General features: G+C 50.3%; 18 protein-coding genes. 16 read left to right on the plus strand and 2 right to left on the minus strand.

The features are described 5' to 3' along the window. Nucleotides 1-173 precede the first annotated feature (173 nt). From BN1189_RS07095 to BN1189_RS07105, 3 genes are read left to right on the plus strand one after another with little or no spacing between them, the layout of a single operon-like run. A complete protein-coding gene (locus BN1189_RS07095) occupies nucleotides 174-929 on the plus strand; it encodes a 3-hydroxybutyrate dehydrogenase (RefSeq protein ID WP_040226856.1) in 756 nt (251 codons plus the stop codon). A gap of 46 nt (nucleotides 930-975) precedes the next feature. Beyond that, entirely contained in the window at nucleotides 976-2304 is a 1329-nt protein-coding gene (locus tag BN1189_RS07100) for an MFS transporter (protein ID WP_040226858.1), read from the plus strand. A 15-nt stretch (nucleotides 2305-2319) separates the two neighbouring features. Continuing rightward, nucleotides 2320-4308: an acetoacetate--CoA ligase gene (locus tag BN1189_RS07105; RefSeq protein WP_040226860.1), complete on the plus strand. Its 1989-nt coding sequence runs from the start codon at nucleotides 2320-2322 to the stop codon at nucleotides 4306-4308. A gap of 130 nt (nucleotides 4309-4438) precedes the next feature. On the opposite strand, the gene BN1189_RS07110 is transcribed toward BN1189_RS07105, so the two are convergent. Together BN1189_RS07110 and BN1189_RS07115 are read right to left on the minus strand one after the other, a co-directional pair. Further along, a complete protein-coding gene (locus BN1189_RS07110) occupies nucleotides 4439-4678 on the minus strand; it encodes a hypothetical protein (protein ID WP_040226862.1) in 240 nt (79 codons plus the stop codon). Nucleotides 4679-4874: 196 nt separating this feature from the next. Continuing rightward, on the minus strand, nucleotides 4875-6584 hold the full coding sequence (locus BN1189_RS07115; RefSeq protein ID WP_040226863.1) for an S-layer homology domain-containing protein: 1710 nt from the start codon (nucleotides 6582-6584) through the stop codon (nucleotides 4875-4877). A gap of 214 nt (nucleotides 6585-6798) precedes the next feature. On the opposite strand from BN1189_RS07115, the gene BN1189_RS07120 reads away from it, so the two are divergent. The 13 genes from BN1189_RS07120 (at nucleotide 6799) to BN1189_RS07175 (ending at nucleotide 16843) form a co-directional block, all read left to right on the plus strand. Next, nucleotides 6799-7035: a hypothetical protein gene (locus BN1189_RS07120; protein ID WP_040226864.1), complete on the plus strand. Its 237-nt coding sequence runs from the start codon at nucleotides 6799-6801 to the stop codon at nucleotides 7033-7035. Between the two features lie 187 nt (nucleotides 7036-7222). Beyond that, nucleotides 7223-7756, plus strand: a complete 534-nt coding sequence (locus BN1189_RS07125) for a DUF1643 domain-containing protein (RefSeq protein ID WP_052455720.1) — start codon at nucleotides 7223-7225, stop codon at nucleotides 7754-7756. Nucleotides 7757-7795: 39 nt separating this feature from the next. Continuing rightward, nucleotides 7796-8278, plus strand: coding sequence for a hypothetical protein (locus tag BN1189_RS07130; RefSeq protein ID WP_040226865.1), 483 nt, complete (start codon nucleotides 7796-7798; stop codon nucleotides 8276-8278). A gap of 82 nt (nucleotides 8279-8360) precedes the next feature. Continuing rightward, nucleotides 8361-8639 carry a hypothetical protein gene (locus tag BN1189_RS07135; protein WP_040226866.1) on the plus strand — a complete coding sequence of 93 codons (279 nt, stop codon included), beginning with the start codon at nucleotides 8361-8363 and terminating at the stop codon, nucleotides 8637-8639. 306 nt (nucleotides 8640-8945) lie between these two features. Beyond that, nucleotides 8946-10313: an SEC-C metal-binding domain-containing protein gene (locus BN1189_RS07140; RefSeq protein ID WP_040226867.1), complete on the plus strand. Its 1368-nt coding sequence runs from the start codon at nucleotides 8946-8948 to the stop codon at nucleotides 10311-10313. Between the two features lie 325 nt (nucleotides 10314-10638). Then, complete coding sequence (locus BN1189_RS16045) at nucleotides 10639-10815, plus strand: hypothetical protein (protein WP_179860924.1); 177 nt, start codon at nucleotides 10639-10641, stop codon at nucleotides 10813-10815. Beyond that, nucleotides 10806-11342: a hypothetical protein gene (locus BN1189_RS07145; RefSeq protein ID WP_052455722.1), complete on the plus strand. Its 537-nt coding sequence runs from the start codon at nucleotides 10806-10808 to the stop codon at nucleotides 11340-11342. The genes BN1189_RS16045 and BN1189_RS07145 overlap by 10 nt, the downstream gene beginning before the upstream one ends. Before the next feature lie 311 nt (nucleotides 11343-11653). After that, the gene (locus BN1189_RS07150) at nucleotides 11654-12133 is read left to right on the plus strand and encodes a pyridoxamine 5'-phosphate oxidase family protein (RefSeq protein WP_040226868.1); all 480 of its coding nucleotides are present in this window, start codon (nucleotides 11654-11656) and stop codon (nucleotides 12131-12133) included. A gap of 250 nt (nucleotides 12134-12383) precedes the next feature. Further along, nucleotides 12384-13463 carry a TRAP transporter substrate-binding protein DctP gene (gene dctP / locus BN1189_RS07155; protein WP_052455725.1) on the plus strand — a complete coding sequence of 360 codons (1080 nt, stop codon included), beginning with the start codon at nucleotides 12384-12386 and terminating at the stop codon, nucleotides 13461-13463. A 12-nt stretch (nucleotides 13464-13475) separates the two neighbouring features. Next, entirely contained in the window at nucleotides 13476-13973 is a 498-nt protein-coding gene (locus BN1189_RS07160) for a TRAP transporter small permease subunit (RefSeq protein WP_052455727.1), read from the plus strand. Beyond that, entirely contained in the window at nucleotides 13970-15289 is a 1320-nt protein-coding gene (locus BN1189_RS07165) for a TRAP transporter large permease (protein WP_052455728.1), read from the plus strand. Before BN1189_RS07160 ends, BN1189_RS07165 begins: the two co-directional genes overlap by 4 nt. Before the next feature lie 20 nt (nucleotides 15290-15309). Beyond that, on the plus strand, nucleotides 15310-16209 hold the full coding sequence (dapA, locus tag BN1189_RS07170) for a 4-hydroxy-tetrahydrodipicolinate synthase (protein ID WP_040226869.1): 900 nt from the start codon (nucleotides 15310-15312) through the stop codon (nucleotides 16207-16209). Nucleotides 16210-16315: 106 nt separating this feature from the next. Then, complete coding sequence (locus BN1189_RS07175) at nucleotides 16316-16843, plus strand: helix-turn-helix domain-containing protein (RefSeq protein ID WP_040226870.1); 528 nt, start codon at nucleotides 16316-16318, stop codon at nucleotides 16841-16843. The last annotated feature ends 295 nt before the right edge of the window (nucleotides 16844-17138 follow it).

Consider the following 17138-nt stretch of genomic DNA (forward strand, 5'->3'; position numbering starts at 1 on the left):
AAACCTTTCGGAATATTTCTATTTAGTCATTGACAAGCAGACTATGGTCTGTCATTTTAATAGTTACAGACTGTAGTCTCTTTATTATTTCGGACATTCGGCAAGTTGTAAAGGAGGTTGAAAGCGCTATCATTCATGTTTGTTATGCAGCTGAGTGAATTGGGGGGAGCTGAATGAAAGAAAGAGTGGTCGTGGTGACGGGCGGTGCGCAGGGGATCGGTTATGCGATCGCCAAGAGGTTTGCGGAGGCGGGGGACTTCGTGGCCATTGCCGATCTGAATGAAGAAAAGGCAATGCAGGCAGCACGGCAGCTCGGCGATTCTGCTCGTGGGTTTCGGTTAGACATTACGGATAGCTCGGCTATTTCGGCGTTCGTGAAAGAGTTGATTGAAGAGAAAGGCCAGATTGATGTATTGGTCAATAACGCAGGTCTGCAGCACCGGGACAAGATCGAGGATTTTCCGGAGGAGATGTGGCGGCAGCTCATCGATGTGCTGCTGACAGGACCTTTCCTGATGACAAAAGCTGTATTGCCCTTCATGAAGGAGCGAAGAAACGGGAGGATCATCAACATTTCTTCGGTCCACGGAGAAGTGGCCACCCCGGAGAAGTCGGCGTATGTGTCGGCAAAGCATGGGCTGCTCGGTTTCACGAAGACGGCTGCCATCGAGACAGCGACACACGGCATTACGGTAAATGCCGTACTTCCGGGTCCGGTGGCGACGGACTTGCTGATGCGGCAGATCCACGGACTGATGAATGAACACCGGCTGAGCGAAGAGGAAGCATTGGCAGCGGTTATGTACCCTCGGCAGCCGATGCAACGGTTTATTCAGCCTGAAGAGATTGCGAACACCGTGTTCTTTCTGGCGTCCGAAGGGGCGGGGGCCATCACGGGGGAAGAGATCAGCGTTTCCGGCGGGATGTAATCGTGTGGGATGGGGTTCCACCATTCAATCATGAGGGGGAAAATACATGAACCAGGCGGAGTTCAATAGGATTGAGAAAAGTACGGTTTCCAAGACGATGAAACGGATATTGCCGTTTGTTCTGCTGTTGTATGTGATCGCTTATCTGGACCGGGTCAACCTTGGGTATGCGGCGTTGGAAATGAACGCGGACCTGGCGCTGACGGCGGAAGTATTCGGCTTGCTCTCCGGAATCTTTTTCATCGGATATTTCTTCTTTGAAATTCCGAGCAACATGATCATGAGCAAGGTCGGGGCAAAGCTGTGGATCATGCGCATCATGGTGACGTGGGGGATTGTCATCGTGCTGACCGGATTTGCCCAGTCGGCGACCCATCTGTATATTCTCCGCTTCCTGCTCGGGGTCGCAGAAGCCGGGTTCTTCCCGGGGGTGATCTTGTACCTGACGTATTGGTTCCGTTCCTCCGAGCGGGGAAGAGCGACGGCCGTGCTGTTGTTGGCTCTGCCGATCGGCGGAATTATCGGCGCGCCTTTGTCCACTTGGATCATCGATAACATCGCATGGGCCGGAATGGAAGGCTGGCGCTGGATGTTCATCCTGGAAGGGATTCCGGCTGTGCTGCTTGGCGTAGTGGTCCTTTTCTACATGACCAACCGGCCGGCGGATGCGAAGTGGCTGACGAACGAAGAGAAGGATTGGCTGGAGAGCGAGCTTGCTGCGGAACGGAAGATTTCCTCCTCGATAAACAAAGTCTCGAAGCTGGAAATGATCAAAGATTCGCGGGTATGGAAACTGTCCCTTCTGTATTTCGCCGGCTACAGCGCCGTTTACGGATTGTCGTTCTGGTTGCCGACGATTATCAAATCACTGTCTGTGAGCACGACGACGAACATGGAAATCGGCTGGCTGGCCATGATCCCGTCGCTCGTCGGCATTCCGGCCATCCTGTTCTTCGGATGGAACGCGGACCGGACTGGTGCGCACAAGCCTCACCTGCTGTTTGCCTTCCTCATCGCCATTGTCGGGTTTATCGGCTGTGGGCTGTCGAGTTCCGTGATTCCGGTCGTGTTCATGCTGACAATCACGTCGTTCGGCTTGTACGGATTTACCGGGTGCTTCTTCGCTTACATGACGTTCTTCTTTACGGAAAGCACGGCGCCGGTCGGCATTGCGCTTGTGAATTCATTCGCCGCTCTTGGCGGGTTCGTCGGACCGATGATTTTGGGGATGGTGTCGCTGCAACAGGGCATGTTCATCCTCTCCGGAATGCTCATCGTGGGAGCGATCACGCTCATGACATTGAAATTGCAAAAGAACATTGCGAAAAAAGAAGTGATCGAGGAAGAACAAGTCAAGGCAAAGGTAATGGTTTAAGAGGGGGTTGTGGACATGACGGGTTACACACAAGGAGAGGTTATTTGGAAGCCGTCCGCGGAGCGGGTGGAGCATTCGGTGATGAGCGATTATATGGGCTGGCTGAAAGAAAAGAAAGGCGTGGAAGTGAACGATTATGCCGAGCTTTGGAAATGGTCGGTGGATGAGCTTGAGCGGTTCTGGGAAAGCATCTGGGCGTATTGCGGAGTAGTAGGCGAGCCGTCTTACTCCAAAGTGCTTGATGGAGACTCTATGATCGGGGCGAAGTGGTTTGAGGGCGCAACGATCAATTTCACAGAGAACGTGTTTGCGGGCCGGGATCGCAGCAAGACGGCGCTTTATTTCCGTTCGGAATCGACGCCGACAGGGTCAATGAGCTGGGAGGAGCTGGAGAAGCAGGTCGCGTCTGTTGCATGGAAGCTGAAGGAAATGGGCGTGAAGGCCGGGGACCGGGTTGCCGCTTATCTGCCGAACATCCCGGAAGCGGCGATCGCCTTTCTGGCGACGGCCAGCATCGGGGCCGTCTGGTCGATCTGCTCGCCTGACTTTGGTTCGAAGAGCGTAATTACGCGGCTTGGGCAGATTGAGCCTGCGGTCCTTATTGCAGCGGACGGGTATGCGTATAACGGAAAAGTCTTCGACAAGCAGAGTGAATTGGAGGAGATCCGGAGGCAATTGCCGACAGTGAAACAGACGGTGGTCGTTCCGTACATTGGGGAAGACGTTCCGGAAGGCTGCATGGCGTGGAACGACCTGCTCGGAGAAGACGTTCCGCTTGCCGCGGAGCCGTTGCCGTTCAGCCATCCGCTATGGATTGTCTACTCATCCGGCACGACCGGACTGCCGAAGCCGATCGTCCACAGCCATGGAGGCATCGTTCTGGAAAATAAAAAACTCATGATGATTCAGCACGACCTCAGACCGGATGACGTCGTTTTCTGGTACTCCTCGACCGGCTGGATCATGTGGAACCTGCTCATCGGCAGTTGGCTCGCCGGTTCTGCCATCGTCCTGTATGACGGCAGTCCATTTTATCCGGATGAAGGGGCACTGTGGGAACTCGCCGAAGAAACCGGCATCACCTTCTTCGGCACGAGCGCCCCGTTCATCACCAACTCGGCGAAGATGGGTGCCCATCCTAAGGAGAAGTATGACTTGAGCAAGCTGAAGTCCGTCTTTTCCACCGGTGCGCCGCTCACCGCAGACGGCTACGAGTGGATCTATGAACATGTAAAGTCCGATGTCTGGCTCGTCTCGGTCAGCGGCGGTACGGACATCAGCGCTGCATTTGTCGGCGGCGTCCCGATTGAGTCCGTGCGCGTCGGGGAAATTCAAGGAAGATCGCTCGGCGTGGCAACAGAAGCATTCGACGAAGAAGGGAATCCGTTGATCGGCGAAGTCGGCGAACTTGTCGTCACCAAGCCGATGCCGAGCATGCCGCTCTACTTCTGGGGGGACGAAGGGAACGAGCGTTACCACGAAAGCTACTTCGATCATTATCCGGGAATCTGGAAACACGGCGACTGGATTAAGATTGATGAGAAAGGCCGGTGCATCATCTACGGACGCTCCGACTCCACGATCAATCGATCCGGCGTCCGGATGGGCACGAGCGACTTGTACCGCGTCATTGCAAGTATCGACGAAGTGTTCGACAGCCTCGTCATCGATTTGGAGGTTATCGGGAAAACCGCGTCGCTCCTATTGTTCGTCGTGCTGAAGGAAGGCGTGGAAATGAATGACGCGTTGGAAGCGCGGATCAAAGGAGCGATCCGGGAGCAGCTGTCCCCAAGGTTTGCACCGGACCGGATTTATCCGGTTGACGACATCCCGAAAACGCTGAACGGCAAAAAGCTGGAGGTCCCGATCCGCAAACTGCTGCTCGGATTTGAAGCGGAACGCATGATTAATGCAGACTCCATGAGCAACCCAGAGTCCCTGCCGTTCTTCATGGAACTGGCGAAGGAGTTGGAAGGGGAGCGGGTGGAGAAGTTGTTTTTTTAATAGCCGACGCGCCATTGTGGGTTAAAAAGAATGAACTCCTGAAGTTATAAAACAGCAATGCCCTTTAGTAGCCTGAACGGTTACTGAAGGGCATTTCATTGATTCGCTGAAATCTAAGTTGCGTCTCCATTTAAATATAGTTTTCCAGAACTCCAAGCACGTCTTTATCTGCACTCTTTTGATCCTCTTCGCTCATCTTCCCATAGATATTCCCGAACAGCCCATACTCAATGGCTTCCCGGGCGGGGTCATACCAGATTGTGCCGGTGAAGCGGCCGGTCTTTTCTTTCACCCGGATGCCGAGGAGGTTTGCGTTGGTTCTTGTGATGTCGTTCGATACCACTTCGCCGATTCCGTGGATTTGATTCATGGGGGATTCTCCTTTGTCTTTGGTTTTAATTAAACGGTATCTTCAGTGTAAATCTCCTGCGGTGTCTCAATCCACTGTTTGACTTGACGACCGTACTCTAAAGGAATCAACTTGAACGAATAAAAGAGAAGCATGCGCGAAAACAAGCGCATGCTTCTTTATGTTCATGGTCGTAACTCTGTAACCTACATGAAAATCACTCTGTTGGTTTGGTTGGTTCAATAACAATGATGTTGTCTTTGGTAATCTCTTTCGTTGCCGGAGCGACCGCTGGGTTTTTAGCAACGGAATTATCCGTAATCACCAGCGCCTCGTTGTTTGGACCTTCCGGGACAATGGTGATGGTGGAAGTCTGCTCGATGTCCATCGGTGGGATGCTGACATAAACTTTTCCGTTTTCTACATCTACGTCTGAAATTTTCACCTGGGTTCCGCCTGCTTTAAAAATCAGGTCATCTCCAACGTTTTCGACGTTATAGCGGGTTATCCCATTTAAAATATTTATCAGATCGAAGTCACGATCTTCATCAAGTCCTTGTGTACTAAAATACAAAGGTGCCATCTCTTCGGAGAATGTCAGCTCAAGGGTATCTGTGATTTCAGAATCCGAAGAAGGAATGACGTAATGGGCAGAGACCAGGGTTGGGGAGACATTATCACCATACGTACCCTTGATTGTGAAGTTTTCAGGTTCTTCACCATTATTGGCTGCCCATGCATTATTAACCACGATGGAGCCATCGATGTTTCGGATATTTCTTGTAAACTCCAGTGTATACTCAAAGTCTTCGGTAACCTCTTGATCCGTTCCCAAAGTGATGATGATATACCCTGTTTTAAGTTGCACTTTTGATCCGGCAGGCATAGGTCCGCCGTTAAACAGATAATTGGAAAGGTCGAGAGCGGAATCGGTCAAATACGGGATGTCTACTCTGATTTCATTCTGATCTTCATTTTTATAAACAGTAATCGGCTCGGCATAAGTCTGCTCTCTGACGTCCACTTGAAAAGACGCTTTCAGGTCTGTATCCGCTACAGTCCCGGTAAGAATATATGTACCGATTTCATCCTTCATGAGATTGCTCGTGTCCCACTTTACCGCCTTGGTCGTTTGTGTTCCATCTTCCAGCATTACTTTGACTGTCTCAGGAAGTACAGGTGTTATCCCAACTGTAATTGGTAGTGCGTAGTCGGGACTAATGACAGACTTGACTCGTACCGGAAGTGGCTCCTTCGAATCCAGTCCTTCTGACACTTTATAGGCACGGACCAGGAACGAGGCGAACTGCCCCCGGCTGGTTTTGCTCAGCGGGTGGTACGGATTGGCGTTGGAGACGCCGTTTTCATAGATGATTTCGATCGACTTGGCATAGCCGGACTGTTTTGTGTCTTTGATGCCCGGATTGCCTTCTTTATCCTTGAAGTCGAACGCCCGCACGAGGACTTCTGCAATCTGGTCGCGCGGCATCAGTTTGGACGCCATCAGCTGGTTGTTCGATCCTTCGAAGATGCCCGCTTCTTTCACGATCTTCGAGTAAGTGACCAGTTCCTTGTCAGCCCAGCTGTCCGGAACGTCCGCAAAGTTTTTTACCTCAGAGATATTGTGCTCCTTGATGTATTCCTCGAGTGTCATCCCGCTCTTTGCGACCACGTACTTGCCGAACGCTTTCGCGACATTTCCGCGGTTCAGCTTCTGATCCGGCTTGAACGTCGAGTCGTTATAGCCGGTCATGATTCCCAGTGCCTGAGCCTCCAAGATCGACTCATAGTGTGAACTTGTTGCCGGTACGTCCGAGAATTTCTTGGATGTTGGCATCGGAGCCGCCGCCACCGGCACAACTGCCGATCCTACGAGGGCAGAAGCTGCCGCGATTGCCGCGGCTCTTTTGTATGTATTTGCTTTCAAAAAGAATAACCTCCTAAATAAAGTATGGAAACACAATCCCGCTACAGAAAATAATACCACATAGGTAGTGAGGGGGGTATTACCGGTGAGACATTTGTGAAAATTTTATAATAGTAGGACAAGCGGCTGCCGGATGGGACGTTAATGGGGATCTGTGTCCACCTTTTCCTGTGTTTCTCTATATCACTGGAAACGGGGAAGGAGAGGGTGCGACGTGAGGAAGGAGTTTGGTAAAGAGCCGGGGCTGGTGAATAGAGTCCTGTTTTTCTATAGTGACTGGATTGGCTCGCTGGATCTGTTTGCATATGACTACTTGATGGAGTTGATCCGGGAATTCGGAGCGGAGGGAGTGGACCGGAAATTGAGACAGGCGGTGTCGGACGGGAGAATGGGAGAGTCGGTGCTGGTGGAGATGGACCGGGCGTTATCGGCGGAGTGGGTGGAGGGGTGAGAGGGAAGCAAAAGGCTGGACGGGTAGCTAGTTTCCTATCCAGCTTTTTGGTTGCGGAGCAGTAATAGTGCTTTGTGACTGCGGTTTGGTCTTGGTTGAAATGAATGACCGGCAGTATGGTGACTAATTAACTAAGTAGTAGTAATATTATAGAAAGGATGTCAACCAACCAAAGGGGGAATTGCGGATGGTGGTATGGGAGGAGCCGGAAATTAAGATTCAGACAGGCACTTGGGGTAAGGGGAGAAATGTTACGGTTATGTTTGATTCGACGGAAAGGCATCGGTATCGTCTGAATGTGATTTGGGGTGTCTTGAAGCCCTCGTGCCTGTTCATCATGATTAATCCCAGTACTGCAAATGCTTTAGAGCCAGACCCGACATTAAATCGGTGTGTTGATTTTGCAGAGAGGCACGGATTCGGCTCTTTGGAAGTGGTGAACCTCTATTCTTACCGGACCAAGGATGTAAAAGCACTTTGGAGTTCGGGAGAGCTTCATTGTCCCGAAAATGACCTGCGCGTCAAAGAAGCGATCCGGACGGCTGATCAGGTGATTGTTGCATGGGGGAATGAGGGAGCAAAGAACGGGAAATACCGGTTGGCATTAGACTGGATCCGAGAGGCGGGAAAGACCCCTTACTGTTTCGGAAAAACTGCGAGCGGAATGCCGAAGCACCCCCTGTTCCTTTCACGGGATACGGAGCTTGAGGTGTATGAGTAAGAAGGTTGCACAGCTTGAATAGAGAGGAGGTTTGATTGAGTGCCGCAATTCAACAGTCGATTGAAAAGTCCTGACCGTTTTTTTATGGATGAAGACACAGTAAACGTTGCTGTTGCTGAATACCTGGTAAGTCGGGGATTTCAATGTGAGGCTCCGCTTGTCGGCAGACAGCACGGTGTGGACGTGAAGGCGAGAAAGGGGAGTCTGGGAGTTTTCGTCGAGTCTAAAGGCTCCCGGAAAAATGGAGTAGAAGCAGATATTGTATTCGACTACGCCCAGATTGTCACTCACCTTGCCAAGCAGATCCATACACTGATGAAGTACGCAACTGAGCATGGATCCGAGCAAATATATGTACTGGCCAACCCCGACATCGACCGAATCCGAAACGAGTACGAAAAAGTTGCTCAAATGGTGGAGAAGTTGGGGTTTGTCTGCATGTGGGTTCAGGAAGACCGGTCGATTAAAGTGGAAGGACCAAAGGGAATGCGGGGAGTGTTGGAGAGTTATGAGTGTTGGTGAAAGGGAAAAAAGCTTTTCATAAATAGAGATAATAGGATTGCTATTTACGTTGTAATAGGAGAAAGAAAGCGAGGAAGTTAAAATGGATGAAATTGTTGAATTGCTCAGAGAGATGGTGGATAAGTTAGATCAAGTTGATTCAAGGCTGTTGGAAGTTACAATGGGAATTGATTCTCTTAACGAAGAAGTTTCATCTATCAAAGGGTACGGGCTTGATAACAGTATCTCCGATGTAGCTCAGGCACTGAATGACGTGAAAGAAAATATCGGAGAATTGTCCGGGGACGGTCTATACAATTCTCTCACAGATGTCTGCAATAAGCTTGATGATGTTGTTTTTCAGGTTAGTATACTGGATTAAGAAGGCTTTATTCCAAGTGACTTTGTATCTAATCGCAATTAACGTCTCCTCTTGCCTTGATATGGGAATACAAGCATTGATTCGAGTAAATAGTACTGGCCAACCCGGACATTAACCTGATTGGCAACGAATACATAGAGGCAATAAAAACCGCGAATTGGATTGTCATGATTAGGTGGCAATCCTTTTTTGATGGAAGAACCAGAAACGGCTTTTTTGCGAAACGGAATAAACACCCCACTGCCCTTCACATGGAACCCCATTTCTCTTTATACTAAAGAAAAAGATCACCGGGGAGGGCATCAAATGAGTCGGCAGGATTTGATTGATTATATCGCTGCGGCGACGGCGTTTTATGGGGTTATTTCGATGGAGAAGATAGGTCAGCTGTTCGAGGGACATACAGGCATCGGCTTCAGCCGCGGGAATGTCCGGAAGTTTGCGGAGATGGAAGAGGCGGCTTTGATAGCGCGTTTTGCCGTGCCGAGGGGCAATTGGTTTGTATATGAGTCGATCGATGATTCAGGCGAACTTGAGACTTATCTCGACCGGACTCACGGGAAACGGTATTACGTTCCCGAGAAGGACGAGATGCTGAGGTACGGAGATCAGTTTTATATTCCGATGACGGAGGAAGTGCAAGCGCTCCAGACGTTTCTTACTGACCAATTGGGCGCGGATGAGGAGTTGGCGGAGGATATTCTTCTTTCTGTTAAAGATGCGGCGAATGATCCGGAGCGGGGATTGTTTGAGAACTTGGTCCGCGGGCTGGATCTCGGCCGTTTTGAAGAGCATTCCGAAGAGGAGCTGGATCAGTACATCACGCTTGGAGCAGCCGTGTTCAACCGGAGCCGGAGCTGGCTGCACCGTGGCAAGACGCCGATCGAGGCGGGGGAGCCGCTGCAATTGCCCGATGCTCATCAGCCTGTCCCGATGAAAGTTCAAAGCGAGTGGATCCGCTATATCCGCGCACTGGTCCGGCTGTACGGAGCCGTGCCGGCAACAAAAGTCGCAGAAATCTATAACGAGCAGAACCATGCGGAGGTCCAGCCGTCGGAGCTTATTAACCTGACGCATGTGGCGCTGCCCGCGGCGTTGCTGATTGACAGCCGGATTGTCGTCCGGGAAGGGAAATTCATGGACGCACTCCTGCAAAACGGAAACCGGCTGGCAGAGCTCGAAGCGGATGCATCGGGCAAGCCGTACTATGTCCCGGAGCGGCGTCAACTGCTTCGCTGGGCCGAAGAAAACTATTACGAACCGACCCCTCAGGCGGAAGCACTCCGGACCTATGCACGGCGGCATCTGTTCAAAAAAGCGTTCCAGGTTGATTATTGGATGAACTTTGCCCACCGGCTCATTCTGATCAACAAGCCGCCGGCACAGGCCTTCTCGTCGTTGCTGGAACACGGACAAGTTGTCCCGAAAGACGAACAGGAAATCCGGAGGCTGGCCGATCTGTTCTTCGCCCTGTATAACCACGGCCGCAGCTGGGCCAACCGGGGACATACTCCTCAGGAGATCAAGAAGGAGCGGCCTACCCATGGGCGTGCGGGGAGTCGGGTAAGTGACGCTGGTCCGTCCAATTCCGTCAAGACAGTGGAAAAAGTCGGCCGCAACGAGCCGTGCCCTTGTGGGAGCGGGAAGAAGTATAAGAAGTGTTGTGGTGGCTGATGGCGGCGGAATGGTCTGTTAAATGCATTTAAGGCTGCTATATTAAGGATTACCCGGCCTCTGGCTGCCTTATGATTTGAGGCTAATACGAAAGAGAAAAAGAACTTCCATGTGCCGTCTTGAGACTTCGCTAGTATCTCTTCATACCGGTATACCCTAAGAGGACGTTCTGCTTGGGTAATGTTTCTGAGGCAATAAAAAAGGGTAATCATAAATGAAAAATGGGGAGTGAAGTGGTATAATTTAGTCTACAGGCGCATATACTAATTGTCACTTTAATTTATAGGTGGTGATTGGTATTTTTAAAAAGGAGGAGGATGTTGAAATGACGACAGAAACACTTTCCAAAAAGTATGCTCTTGATGAAGCGGCCGCTCAAAAAATTCTTTCATCCCCTCGCACTAAAGTTAATCAAACAAATATATTTAGCGATCTAATGTTAGATAAAGATGAAAGAGTTGCCAATGCTAAAAGGATATTGAAAAGCAGAAAATGCAGGTAATCAGTTTATCTAGCTTAATTGAGGCATCGCATGATGATGAAGAAGTGCATAGGTATATCTCCACTTTTTCCAGTGAAAGGAATGAAGAAGTACAAGGTTTTCTGCATGATAAAGCCATTTATTGTGAAAGAAGATCTTTAACTCGTACGAGTCTTATTGTCGATGAAGAGAACAATAATGAAATCATCGGGTACTTCGCGCTTCTTATAAAACCATTTAAGCTTATGAATGATGTATCAGGCAGTACTAGAAATAAACTAACCGGAGATAAAACTGCCACTGTCTTTAATTCAATCTTAATTGCTCAATTGGGAAGATCCGACTTATATAAAGGCAAGGTGAGTGGAGATGTTATACTAAATCTTGCTTTGGAAAGTTGCCAGTTGGCATATGACTTGGTTGCATTAAGAATTGTTTGCGTGGAATTTGATGATATCCCCGTGCTTAAAGAATTTTATCAATCTGGTGGTTTTAAGATTTTGCAGTTTAACAACAATCAAAAAGTCTTGGCTTATTTTAGGTTCTAAGGATCATTAACCATAAACCGCTCGAAGAGGAACTTGTATGGCCACGAAGAACTAACCCCCAAACTATGGACGCTTTAAAAGTCCGGGTTTGGGGTTTTTTGCGTTGTAAACTAGGCGGATATTGCGACTTAAAAGATTTTCAAAAGTGGGTAGAGGAGCAAACGCTACGCCCGTAATCCTTGGGAGGGAGCCATGGGCGCTTCGCAGGGACTTAAGAGGGTTAAGTGGGAGGTGCTGATCTGCTGAACCTTTGTGCATGGGGATGCACGAGAACGGGTACGGTATGTGCATAACCCAAATGAGGTGAGCAGATGAAACAAGAAGAACTGGAAACGCTCAGAGCCCTGATCAAAGACGTCGACACAGCGATGCTGACGACGGTGTCCGATGAAGGACTCGTCTCCCGCCCGATGAAGACGCAGGAAGTGGAGTTCGACGGAGACTTGTGGTTCTTCACGAAGAAGGAGACGGACAAGTACCGGGAGATCCTCCATGAGAAAGACGTGAACGTCGCCTACGTCGGCAAGTCCTATGTGTCTGTCCGGGGCCGCGCCGAAATCGTGGACGACCTCGCGAAGAAAAAGGAGCTCTGGAGCAAAGCCTACGAAAAAATCATGCAGACGACCTACGACGACCCCGACGTCATCCTGATCAAGATCGAGGCAGAGGCCGCCGAGTACTGGGAATCCGGCAGCCTGATCAAGAACATCGCGTTCATGTACAAGCGGATGAGAGGGAAGGATGCGGAGTCGGCGGAGATTAATGAGACGGTGGAATTGGATAAGGAATAGTGAGAGTGGATTGTCCGTTGAGGGCAGTCCTTTTTTTATGGAAGGAAGTGAGTTGGGGAGCAATCTGGTGCAGATACTTCCGTGCAATATCCTTTATTTAGGATTAAGCATCAAAAGTCTTCATGTTTTCTATCCGCACATAAATTTCACTCACAGTGAAAATTCCATTGACTTTGATTCTTAAGTGAAATACCATCTCAATTAGAACTGTTTAAATAATTCAGTTTAAATGGATCGAGGGGGCAAATGAATGAGAAGAAAAGCGTGGGGACTGCTTGTTGTTGCTGTCATGTTATTGCTAAGTGCGTGCCAGCCGTATCAGACGATTCCTGATGGGGAGAGCAAGGTCTATAAATGGAGGATGGTGACTCACCAAATTCCGGGGACTGCCCGCTATGAGGGGACTGTCGTGCCGTTTGTGAAAGCGGTGGAAGAGATTACGGGCGGCCGGCTGGTGATCGAGCCATTTGGGGCAAACGTTCTTTTCCCGAACGATGAGACGTTCGATATGGTGAAAAACGGGGTCGTGGAGTTGGCCGCGATTTACACGGGCTTCTGGACAGGAAAGGACCCGGTCTTCGCACTGGGCGGCGGAACGATCCCGGGAGATCCCATCACCGGCTTTGATGAACACTTCTACCGATCGGATCAGCTAAAACCCATCATTGATAAGGCCTATGAGGAGCATGGCATCAAGAACCTGGGGGCTTTTGACTATGCTCCTGAAGAGATTTTGATGTCCAAAGTTCCGATCCGGTCACTGGAGGACTTCAAAGGGAAGAACATCCGGGCGGCGGGCGTTGCCAGTTTGTATTATGGGAAGTTGGGAGCTTCGGCTATTTCTCTTTCCGCACCGGAAATTTATACGGGTCTGCAATTGGGAACAGTGGATGCAGCTGAATACAACGACTATCTCGTCAACGGGGAAATGGGCCTGGATGAGGTGACCAAATATATCATCGAACCCGCGATGCACGTCGGCCCAAGTACGGATAAGGAATTGATCGTCAACCCGAAGGCGTGGGATGAACTCCCGGATGACCTGAAGGCCGCACTGTATGTAGCCCGTGATAAGGTACGCTACGAATCGGCTATTGCATACGGCGTGGAAAGCCGAAAAGCGAAGAAAGAGTGGGAGGAAAACGGAAACATCGAGTTCATTCAACTTCCTGAGGAAGACGTGGATGAAATGCGGCGTCTGGGCGTTGAGTTGTTGAATGACTATAAAGATAAGAGTGAGCTGAGCAGGGAGTACGTAGAGGGCTACGCCAAAGTGTTGGCAGAGCTTGGATACACGGAAGAAGCAAAAATACTAGGCTATGAAGAGTAAGGCGGTGATTGGATGAACGTATTACTGAGAGGAATTGAAGCTCTTTCGTCAGCAGTGGGAAAACTCGCAGGACTATTGATGATCCCGCTGACTCTTGTCATCGTCTATACCGTCATCATGCGCCGTTTCCTTTCCAGCGCGCCGGACTGGGGGTTTGAAGTGCCGATTTTTATATTCGGCATCATGATTTTACTTTCAGGTGCCGATACATTAAGGGTCAAGGGACATATCGCGGTAGATATCATTCTGCAGTATGTATCTGAAAAAGCGGGGAAGCTTTTGATCACCTTCGGGCTTTTGGTTGTTTTGTTTGTAAGCGCATTCCTGGTGTTCAAAGGGGTTGATTCAGCGGTAGAGTCGACAAGGATCATGGAAAGATCGTCCCATCAAAGTTCATTCAATCCGCAGATCTGGTGGTTCAAATGGTTCATTCCGATTGGCGGCTTGCTGATCTGGTTGCAGGCATGGGTGGAAATCTACAAAGTCTGGCGCGGAGGTGACGCGAAATGATGTTCATCTTCGAATACGCGCCGATCGCGATGTTTGTCCTGCTGCTCCTTCTGTTGTTCCTTGGCGTGCCGATCGCATTTGCGCTTGCTTCTGTCGGGATCGTCTTTGCTTTGATGATGTGGGGAATCGACAGTACTGCTTTATTAACGAGCGCCACATGGGGGATCATGAATAACTTCACGCTCATTGCGATCCCCCTGTTCATCCTCATGTCGGTCCTTCTGGAGAAAACGAATATCATTTCCGACCTGTTCGATGCGGTATATAAGTGGTCAGGGGGGCTGCGCGGCGGGCTGGCCATCACTGCGATTGTCGTCGGTGCAATCATTGGCGCAATCTCGGGGGTCGTGGCAGCCGGCGTGATCGGCCTCGGACTGATCGCACTTCCGCAGATGATGAGATACAAATACAACGAGACGCTGAGCCTCGGTTCGATCATGGCTGGAGGAACACTCGGCCAGCTGATTCCGCCGAGCCTGAATATGGTCGTCTACGGGGCGATCACGGGTGTCTCGGTATCAAGCCTATTCGCAGGAGGGCTCAGCTCAGGAATCCTGCTGATCCTTCTGTTCGTGGCCTATATCCTTTTCCAGGCTTACCGGAAAGATGACATGGCGCCTGCTCTGGCAAAGGATGACCGGGCAACGACTGAGGAGAAGTTTAATTCATTGAAATCCGTCTTCCTGCCGATGCTCCTTATCGTGCTCGTACTGGGCTCGATCTTCACCGGTGTCGCGACGCCAACAGAAGGGGCGGCCGTCGGTGTGCTGGGCACCGTCATCATCGGTGTGGCTTCCAAGCGGCTGAACTGGGTGAAGATGAGAGAATCCATCTATGAGTCAATGAAGATGACGGGCATGGTCGGATGGATCTTGATCGGTGCCGCGGCTTTCAGTGCAGTTTTCTCAGGAGTCGGCGGCAATCAGTTTGTTTCTGAAATGGCAGCCAGCGCACCGGGCGGCAAATGGGGCGTACTCTTCTTTGCCCTCGCGTTCATCATCCTTCTCGGGATGTTCTTGGAGACAATGGCCTTGATCATGCTCGCAGCGCCGATCATTACGCCGGTGGTCGTCGATGCGGGGTTCGATCCTCTGTGGTGGGCAATCATCTTCATGGTCGTCTTGCAGATGGCGTTCCTGACGCCGCCGTTCGGTTTTGCGATCTTCTATCTGAAGAGTGCCGTCGGAGAGCGCGTCAGCATCGGGAAGATTTACCGGGCCACGGTGCCGTTCATTATCATTCAATTGATCGCGGCGATCTTGCTGATCGTATTCCCGCAGCTGGCAACTTGGCTGCCTGAACTGTTAAGAGACTAAAATTAATGGAGGTTATGAAAATGGTAGATTTTAAAGGCGTTTACCCTGTACTTGTAACACCGATGCATGAGGACGGAACTGTGAACTGGGAAGGCTTTGCAAACAATATTGAGTATTATATCGGAGAAGGCGTGGATGGACTTGCCATCAACGGAAGTACCGGAGAATTTGTCAGCCTGACGAAGGAAGAACGTTACAAAGCAGTGGAAGTGGCGGTCAAGCAGGTGAACGGACGTCTGCCGTTGATTGTCGGAACCGCAGCCGAAACAACAGCCGACGCCATTGAATACACCCGGCAGGTAGAAGAAGCAGGCGCGGACGGGGCGTTGCTGATCAACTCTTACTATGCTCATCCGAAGGAAGAAGAAATCTACGAGCATTTCAAAGCGGTCGCAGAAGCAGTCTCGTTCCCGGTCATGATTTATAACAATCCATTCACAAGTGGAGTCGATATCTTGGTTGAAACGATTCTCCGTGTGGGAAGGGATGTCAGTAACATCACCCATATCAAAGAATCCAGCGGGGAAATCCGGAATGTCCGGGATATCTCGAGACAGGGCGCAGGATCCATCAAGACATTCTGCGGAGCGGATGACATGGTGCTGGAATCATTCCTCGTAGGAGCAGTAGGCTGGATCTCGGTCGCCGGAAATATCTCCCCGCGGACAGCGAAAGCCGTATACGACGCTTTCGAAGCAGGAGATCTTGCGAAAGCGTGGGATGTATACGACCGCCTACTGCCGCTCTGCAACTTCCTCGAAGGATCCGGCAAATACGTCCAGGTGGCCAAGCGGGCAATGGAACTGAAAGGACTGGCAGGCGGACCCCCGCGCAGGCCGCGACTCGGACTTACAAAGGAAGAGGAAGAAACGTTGAAGAAGCATATGAGAGAACTGGGTGAGTTGAAAGAGAATAGATGAATGATGTCCCGGAGTGCGAGTGCTCCGGGAATTTTTGTTGAGAGTGGAAGAGTTATGTGTATAGTGGAGATACAGATGATGAAACACGAACGGGAGTGGATGCTAAATGACTGATTCAATCGGAGGAGAGTTCAGAAGGATCCGGAAAGAGAAGAAAATGACCTTGAAAGAACTGAGCGAGCGCAGCGGCCTGTCCATGAGCTTCCTGTCCCAAGTGGAGCGGGGCATCAGCACCGTGACATTCACATCGGTCAGGAAGATTGCCGAAGCCCTCGGGGTAAGCGTGAACTTCTTTTTCGAACCCGAAGAAGAATCCCCAATCAAAAGAAAATCCCTAAAGAAAAGTGCAGATCAACCGAACTTTACATACACGAGCCTCACAGGAAATCTGGATCAACCGCAATTCACACCTGCCAGGATCGAACTGAAAGCAGGCGAATCCCAAACAGCCCCCTACTCCCACCGCGGACAGGAATTCGTCTACGTCTTGGAGGGAGAACTGAAAGTGATGCTCGAAGGACATGAAGAGACGCTATATCCCCATGAATCCCTGCATATTGACTCCTCCAAGGAACACACCTGGTACAACGAAACAGACAAGCCGGTCATCCTGCTGGTGGTGAGTACGAATTAGGGGCGGGAGGGATGAGGTTGTTGTGTTCATTAATGATGAACTTGGTCGGATAGATCTTAGAAGAACGACTTAGCGTGAGTCTGGCAGGAGGATCTGCAACCTGGACTTATCGATACATAGCAAGTCCATTCAGGAAGAAATTTTTTAAATCAGTTGTAAATATATCGCCCCCACACAGCCTAAAGGCGTATAGGGGCAGTTTATTGTCTTCTCTTTATTGCTGTCCAAGCACTTTTGTTAGAAACAGTTTGTCAGGGTTTTCTTTTAATGTAGGCGTAAGGTCCCTCTCTCGAAA

It is taken from the genome of Bhargavaea cecembensis, from assembly GCF_000826125.2.
GTDB lineage: Bacteria > Bacillota > Bacilli > Bacillales_A > Planococcaceae > Bhargavaea > Bhargavaea cecembensis_B.